Origin of the sequence: Dialister sp. UBA1703 (assembly GCA_002320515.1) — a bacterium.
GTDB lineage: Bacteria > Bacillota > Negativicutes > Veillonellales > Dialisteraceae > Dialister.
This window is the reverse complement of record DCJJ01000066.1, coordinates 1-7,026: the sequence shown is the minus strand read 5'-3', so window position 1 is coordinate 7,026 and position 7,026 is coordinate 1. Positions and strand designations below refer to the sequence as shown.

6 protein-coding genes are annotated in these 7,026 nt (G+C 53.6%); all 6 read right to left on the bottom strand.

The window, feature by feature from the left end; genetic code table 11:
- Window positions 1-188: 188 nt before the first annotated feature.
- From B2Y11_RS03105 to B2Y11_RS03080, 6 genes are read right to left on the bottom strand one after another with little or no spacing between them, the layout of a single operon-like run.
- Complete coding sequence (locus B2Y11_RS03105) at window positions 189-1,682, bottom strand: TolC family protein (RefSeq protein WP_291056084.1); 1,494 nt, start codon at window positions 1,680-1,682, stop codon at window positions 189-191.
- 27 nt (window positions 1,683-1,709) lie between these two features.
- Window positions 1,710-2,867: an MlaD family protein gene (locus tag B2Y11_RS03100; protein ID WP_291056082.1), complete on the bottom strand. Its 1,158-nt coding sequence runs from the start codon at window positions 2,865-2,867 to the stop codon at window positions 1,710-1,712.
- Window positions 2,864-3,625, bottom strand: coding sequence for an ABC transporter ATP-binding protein (locus B2Y11_RS03095; RefSeq protein ID WP_291056080.1), 762 nt, complete (start codon window positions 3,623-3,625; stop codon window positions 2,864-2,866). Before B2Y11_RS03095 ends, B2Y11_RS03100 begins: the two co-directional genes overlap by 4 nt.
- Before the next feature lie 8 nt (window positions 3,626-3,633).
- Window positions 3,634-4,395 (bottom strand): MlaE family ABC transporter permease, encoded by a 762-nt coding sequence (locus B2Y11_RS03090; RefSeq protein WP_291056078.1) that lies wholly within the window; start codon window positions 4,393-4,395, stop codon window positions 3,634-3,636.
- 21 nt (window positions 4,396-4,416) lie between these two features.
- Complete coding sequence (locus tag B2Y11_RS03085) at window positions 4,417-6,396, bottom strand: SpoIVB peptidase S55 domain-containing protein (protein WP_291056076.1); 1,980 nt, start codon at window positions 6,394-6,396, stop codon at window positions 4,417-4,419.
- Between the two features lie 17 nt (window positions 6,397-6,413).
- Entirely contained in the window at window positions 6,414-6,704 is a 291-nt protein-coding gene (locus tag B2Y11_RS03080; RefSeq protein WP_291056074.1) for a hypothetical protein, read from the bottom strand.
- Window positions 6,705-7,026 lie beyond the last annotated feature (322 nt).

Here is a 7,026-nt window from a genome sequence, read left to right as displayed (position 1 = left end):
AATTCTTATAAAAGCAGACTCTATGAATTAATCAGTGCTTCCCTAGCATCTCCCCCTCCGGGGGAGACGCCGCCGAAAGCGGCAGAAGGGGTGCATTTCCCTCGCGCCAAAGGCGCGGTTGTATGGTTTTTACCAGCCCACCAGCTCACTAGTACACCAGCTCACTAGTACACTAGCTCACTAGCACACTATTTTCCCGCCTGGTTCAGAGGGGATGCGAATTCGGGGTGGATCACCGCCGGGATGCCCATGGCGTGTTCCAGGGTGGCCAGGCTGATGTTGTAGTTATAAAGGGCGGTGATGTAGTTGGTGCGGGCTGTGTTAAGCTGCAGTTCTGCATCCAGTACATCCAGGTTGATGCCTACGCCGCTGCTGTAGCGGACGGTGGCGATTTTGTATGCTTCTTCTGCCTGGGCTACAGCCGCTTCGGTGGCGCGGATCTGTTCTTTGTAGGAAAGGACGTTGAGGTAGTCCTGCCGTACTTCCAGTTCCACCGATTCCCTGGCCTGGAGGAGCTGTTCCTGTGCCACTTTGACTCCTTCTTTGGCTTTCTTTACTGCTGCCTGGGTGGAGCCGCCGTCCCAGAGGTTCCAGCTGATTTTTCCAAGGAGGGCCCAGTCATCCTTGTCCACTTTGGAAAGGGCTGCGGAGTCCCAGGAGTAGCCGCCGCCTACGCTGACGGTGGGCATGTAGCCTGATTTGGCAATGCGGAGGGCTTCATTGGCAATGCGTACATTGTAGTCGGACTGAATCAATTCCCAGCGGTATTTCTCCGCCATGGCAATGGCCTGGTCCATGGTAATATCAAAAGCCGGTTCCGGGAAATCTTTATCCAGGGGGTTCAGCTTTGTATTCATGGGGACGCGCATGATGTTATTCAGGTTGGCTTCTGCAATATCCCTTGCATTGTCAGCGGCTATTTTTCTCTGCTTTGCATTGGCCAGGGAAGTACTGGAAGTGAGGACATCCAGTTTGGCCACAATGCCTGCATCGAACTGCTGCTGTACGTTATTCAGATGGCTGGCGTAATCGTTGACGGACATGGCCTGCACATCTGCCAGTTTGATATTTTCCAGATAGCCGTAGTAAGCCTTTACGGCAGAAAGCTTGGTGTCCGCTTCTGTTTTGTAGTAGGTGAGGTCAGCCACGTTCTTTGCATAGCGGGCTCTGTTGATCTGGCCTTCCAGATTTCCGCCGGTCCAGATGGGCATGGATACATTGACGCCCTGGCTGTAGGAGCGGTTATTTATATCTCCTCTGGTGGAAACGACGCGTGTTTTGAACTGGTTTCCCTGCCAGCTGTAGCCTACAGACGGGTTCTTGGCAGCGGCTGCCGCACTGACATCAGCTTCTGCTTCCTTCCGCTGGAGGTCAGCAATGGTGATGTCACGGTTATTCTGGATAGCTGTGGAAACGGCGCCCCGAAGGTCGATGTCCAGGGAGGAGGCTTCCGGCGCTGCTACGTTGGTTAATGCGTCACCCAGATTTTGGGTCATGAGCATGTTGTTGAAATTCACTGTCTTGTCAGGGCTTGCCTGTTTCATCTGGGCGTCAAAGGCCTTCTGGGTAATGGATGGATCAGTGGTGGTGCGGGTCTTTTCACCCTTTGCTTCCGCTCCCACTCCGAAGGTGAGTGCCATAACGATGGAAGCTGCCAAAATACGGTAGGTATATTTATTCATATATTTCATCCCTTCTAATCAGATGTATTAATAGTTATAGCCAAGGCCGATATATTCACCGCCGCCCCTGTTGCTGTGGGGGAAGATGGACTGTCCGGTGAGGAAGAAATGGTCATCCAGCGCATAGCTCCCGCGCACCCGCATGGTCAGATCATCGGGATTGAAGAGATCTGCTGAGAACTTCCACCGGTTTTTCTCGTAATCCACACCGGCACCCAGTTTGTTTCTGATAATGCCTGCATGATAGCCGTAAATCCCTCTCGTCCTACCAAATACGGCATCATATACAGGATCATTGGTCAGCGACTCAATCCCCAGGAGTCCATAGGTACCTTTGCCTACGCGGAAAAACAGATTCGGCGAAAAATCATCCTTTGTTGTATTATATAACAATTCGCCTGAAACAGATACATTAAAATCGGTCTGTCCATTCATTATACCATTAATTTTCCCTGAAATCTCTTTTGCATTGCCTGAAATTTTTCTTGCATTTTCAGAAGCCACTGCCAGATTGTCCATAATCCGGCGGGCATCATTCACTGCCTTGCCGTCGCCGTTCAGCTGGTAGAGCATGGAATTGATCTGGGAGGTAATGCCTTCGATTTCATTGGCCGTCTGGATGCCCTGGGCAGTAAGGATGGCCAGGTTCTGGGAAACGGCGTCGAAGTTGCTGATGCTGTTCTTCACATTTTTCTGGGCCGCCGGATCCGCCACCACCGTATTAATGCCGTCAAGCATGGTCTGGGCGGAATTAATGAGCTTGTCCATTTTGTCCATGGCCTGGTCGATGCCCGGAGCCGCCTTGCCCTGGACGGTCATGCCGTCGGAAAGGTATCCCCTGTCCTGATGGCCGCCGGAGGCTTTGATGAAACGTCCCCCCATGACGGAAGAGGTCTGGATGGAGAAATCCGCATCCCTTGGCACCTGGGCGTCTTTATAGAAACGAAGGCGCACTACCGCTTCCCCGTTTTCCACGGAAATCTTATCTACCATGCCCACTTCCACGCCGGCATAATGGATGGGATTTCCCGGTTCGATGCCTTCCGCTTCTTTGAAATAGCCGGTAACATGAAATCCGCTTTTCCCGAAAATCACCGTATTTCCCAGCTCAATCACAATGGCTGCAAAAAGTATAATGCCCAACAGGGAAAAAGCCCCTACCTTTGCTTCTGTGGACCATTTCAAGGCATGTCACCTTCTTTCAAAAAATCAGGGTCCGACGGCAGTCCTTCCATAAACTGCCTCACCCTTTCGTCTTCCGACGCCTTTAAATCCTCCGGCCTGCCTATGGCCAGGAAGGAACCTTTATAAAGAAATGCCATCCTGTCGGCTATCATTTCCGCCGACTTTAAATCGTGGGTCACCACCACGCTGGTGGCATGCAGGGCCTTCTGAGTATGCTTGATAAGGAGGCTGATATCTGTGGACCGGATGGGGTCCAGCCCCGCCGTGGGCTCATCGTAAAGGATGATCTTCGGTTCCAGTGCAATGGCCCTGGCCAGGCTCACCCTTTTCTTCATGCCGCCGGAAAGGCTTGAGGGCATGAGGTTTTCTATGCCGTCAAGTCCCACCAGGTGGAGCTTTTCCTTCACAATGCGGTCGATTTCCTCCTCGGGAAGTTTCGTATGCATGCGGAGGCCGAAGGCCACATTTTCCTTCACGTTCATGGAGTCGAAGAGGGCGGAGTACTGGAAAACGAAGCCCATATTTCTTCTGGCCTTGTTCAGCTCCTCTTCGCTGAGACGGCCCATGTCCTTCCCGTCCACCAGGACTTCTCCCGATGTAGGCGTAAGAAGGCCGATAATCAGCTTGAGCAGTGTGGATTTGCCTGAACCGGAGGCGCCGAGGATTACCATGGTCTCTCCGTCTTTCACCGTCAGGCTCACGTCTTTTAATATCTGCCTGGACCCGAAGGTCTGGTACACATGTCTGATGGAAATCATAGGGCCTCTCAGAAAAGAATAGACGAAAGAATATAATTGGCTGCAAAGAGCATGATAATGGAGTACACCACGGACTGGGTGGTGGCCTTGCCGACCCCTTCCGCACCGGCGGTGCAGGTCATGCCCCGGTCGCAGCCCACCAGGGCTACGATCATGCCGAAAATGACGGACTTGAATACGCCGATGTAGAGATCCGAAGGCACGCAGTATACGTGGATGGAATGCATGAACACGTAGGACGACACCCCATGGGACAGGGATGCCACCATCATGCCGCCGCCTACGCCGATGGCCACGCCGAAGACGTCAAGAATGGGCAGCATGCACATGCAGGCAATGAGCCTGGGCACCACCAGGTACCCCACCGGGCTTACCGCCATGCAGCGGAGAGCGTCAATCTGCTCGGTGACACGCATGGTACCGATTTCCGCCGTAATGGCAGCGCCCACCCGGCCTGCCAGCACCACGCCGCAGAGCACCGGGCCCAGTTCGCGGCCGATGCCGATGGCCACAATGGCGCCTACCGTAAAATCAGCGCCGTACTTGGTCAGCTCTCCTGCAATCTGCACGGAAAGCACCATGCCTGTGAATAAAAGGGTGAGTGCCACAATGGGAAAGGACAGGACCCCCAGAGAAAGGCACTGCCTGCAGGTTTCCTTCCCGCGGATGGCAGATATTTCCTTCACCGCCGCCAGAAGAAGCAGCACCACCGCTCCCAGCTGGTGAAATATGGACAGGGTCTGCCGGCCCAGAGATTCCAGAAATCCCATATGTCCCTCCTTTCCCTGTAATTATAAATGGGTGAGGAAATGACTCATCCGGAAATAGGAAGCATTCGATTTCTTATCATCGGACTTCTGCCCCTTTTCTTTCTTCGGCTCCTCTTTCCCAGCCTCTTTATCGTTCCCGGAAATGGAATCTTTTCCTTCATTCTTCATATCCGCAATCATCTTCTGGTTCGATTTGGCCAGCTTCTTAAGGGCCTCATCCCGGTCCTCGGGAGCCATGACCTGGAAGGTGAACTGCCCGTCGCCGTAAACCACATAATCGGTGTCCACGCTGCTCTTGGGGCTGTCTTCATCCTTCTCCCCTTCCGCGCTGTCTCCCTTCTTCCCCTTCAGATAGTCCGGGTTCTGGGAAGGTCTCTTATCCTGGATTTCCGCCTTGGTGCCGTTTTCCTCATCTCTGGAAATCATGCTCACATTGGGATCAAGGATTTCAACCACCACCTGGTTGTTTTTATCCTCTTTTTCCAGTTTATCAAATAAATCGTTGAAATCCTTATAGGTGCGGATACGCTCCAGGATTTCATCGGTGAGATTATATTTCTGCTGCTGGATCAGGTAAGGAAGCGGCACTACGCCGCCGCCCCTGACTTCCAGGATCATGGGGCCCAGAGGCTGGTCCTTGGGCACTGTGAAAGCCAGATCTTTGTAGAACACCTCTCCCCGATAGGGAGCCAGTCTTGCCCTTACGTAAATGGTATCTCCCGGAGAAACGACGGTGGGCGAAGCGGAAGCGTCCAGCAGCTGGGCGGTCTTCCTCTCCTTTGTCACCTTCATGTCCACGGAAATATCCCGAAGGGTGTAGGGTTCGAACCGGTTCTGCTCCAGAATGCGGATGACATTGTACATTTCATCCACGCTCCGCTCCGACACATCCTTGGAAGACCAGTACATATTGGACCGGGTAAAGGGCTTCTTCTTCAGATCCTTCGGGTACATGGTGTAGGAAAGGGACACCGTCCCCTCGCCGTTCCTGTCCAGGGTGTTGCTGATATTGTTGTAAACGGAGGTCACCGAAAGCATGGGCAGCATGCGCTCATTCTGCACCATACGCACATTGAGATCCCCCGTCCTTCCCGTATCCTCATCAAGCACGGAAGAATGGAGACGCACGGACTCCGGCACCTTTCCCGAAAGACCGCTGATACCGGAGCCCCGATCCTCGTTCACCGTACCGATTTCCGCACCTACACTGCCCATTTTAAAGGGAATGTTATGGCTGGGAACCACGGTGAAAATATAGGAATTATGCATGAAATAGGAAGAGCTGCCCTTATCCAGGAAAGGATGGCCGAAGGCCACCATATGGTCTCCGTCCACATAGGTCACCGTACCCACGGCGCCAAGCTTCAAATCCCCTGTCACCAGAGTGGCAGACACCGCGCCCCCAGCCTCCAGAGGCCTGGGCGTCTCGTCGGCGCCGGCGGAAGCGGCGGAATAGGGCACCATGTTGAAATCCTTCATCTTATCCGTCAGGAATTCCATGGCCGAAGGCGTATAGCCCGATGCCATAAGGGGCGTAGCCAGCGGAATAAGGCCGCTGTCCGATTTCCTGTTTCCTTCATCCCTACTCGTATCCACCGTCCAGAGGCGGAGCATATCGGAAATAGGAGTCACCATGCCGATACGGCCGTCGGACTGGGGAAAACCGTAGGCAATGGCGCCAAGCAGTTTTCCGTCAATATACACAGGACTGCCGCTCATGCCCTGGGCGATACCGCCGGACGCGTCAATGACCGGGCCCGACACCTTCACCAGCACCAGATCCCCGCCTGTGGCCCCTTTATTCTTCATGATACCCAGCACATCCACGTCAAAAGTGTCAATCTTCGTGCCGTGCACCACCGTTTTCGCATACCCATGCATGCCTTCCTTCACATCGGAAAGAGGAAGAAACTCCTCCGCTGCCGCCGGCAGGACGCATCCCAGCGCCAGGCACACCGAAAGGGCCAGCCTTTTTATTTTCTTGCTTGCAATCGCATGCATTAGAAGCTCCTTATCCATTAATTGGTTTCAATGACAGCCACCGCATCCTGCTTTGCAATCTGCTGTCCCTTCACAACCAGTACCTTCTTCACCACACCGTCCGCATCAGCCCGGGCCGCCGGCACAGGACCTACCAGAGAATCCACCGTAGCCAGCACCTGCCCCTCCTTCACCGTCGTATTCACATCCACCACAGAAGTGACAGTGCCCGAAAGCACTGCATTCTGGGCGATTTCTGCCGCCTCTGCGGGCACACCTATCATCAAAGCAGCCGCCGCTGCCAGACCGGCTTTTTTCCACGTTTCCATAACTATCCCTCATTTCTTCCTGTAATCGGGTATTATCAGTTTTATTGTACCACGGACAATGAATTATTTCTTTAAATTATTTTTAAAAGGGCCCGTTGGATTCAAAGGGTTCCCTCCCGCCCTATTGTCCCCCCGCTGTATCGGTCGGGCGACAAAAGGAAAGCGCCCTTATGGGCAGGCTAGGCGCCTTACTTCGCCCGACTTGCACATCCTATGCAGGATGTGCACAGTGTCCCTATGGACGCTCAGCATTGTGCCACATGAATCCGTGGGAAAGCATTGAGAGGTTTATTCTCCCCCCTGAATAGGGTGGCAAGCGAAC